The following is a 692-nucleotide window of genomic DNA, read 5'->3' as shown; positions in this document are numbered from 1 at the left end:
AAGGTTCTTGCAGATCAAAGCCTGACAGAAAAAGCCGTCTTCAGCTTCGCCTTGCCAGCAGGCACCTTCACCGATGCGGATGCAGGTGATGTACTCACCTACAGCGCCACACTGGCAAATGGCAGCCCGCTGCCAAGCTGGCTGACATTTGATGCCCAGACCAAAACCCTCAGCGGTACGCCTGATCAAGCTGCTGTGGGAGACTTGTCCGTCACTATCCAGGTCAAAGACAAAGGTGGCCTGACAGCGACAAACAAACTCGTCCTGCATATTGCCGGTGCAGCACCTGGTGGCCTCACTGGCACTGATGCCGCAGATGTCTTGACTGGCACCACTGCTGCCGATGTCATGAGTGGCGGCGCTGGTGCCGATACCCTCTCCGGTGGTGCCGGCAACGACAGTCTGACTGGCGGTACAGGCAATGACCTCTTGAATGGTGATGCTGGCGATGACCAGTATTACTATGCCCAGGGTGATGGTCTCGACGTCATCAGCGATACAGCCGGTGTTGACAGCCTCAATTTCGCCAGCGGTTTAAGTCTCGACAACCTCATCGGTTCGGTAGCGACAGTAGGCAATAAAAAAATTGCCCAAATCCGTGCGATTACTGCAACTGGTGATGCAAGCCAGGGTATCGACTTTGAAGTCACTCTCGATGCACAAGGCAAAGTCATTTCCCCTATCGAGAAATT

The 692-nt window shown here is 54.3% G+C and carries 1 protein-coding gene; it reads left to right on the top strand.

The genetic code is table 11. The annotated features are described in order from the left end of the window. The coding region (locus AC07OI_RS29800) for a putative Ig domain-containing protein (protein WP_495259670.1) at positions 1–692 on the top strand (692 nt) is incomplete at both ends.

It is taken from the genome of Undibacterium sp. GW821-FHT07F11 (assembly GCF_059418665.1).
This window is presented reverse-complemented; position numbering and strand designations above follow the sequence as displayed.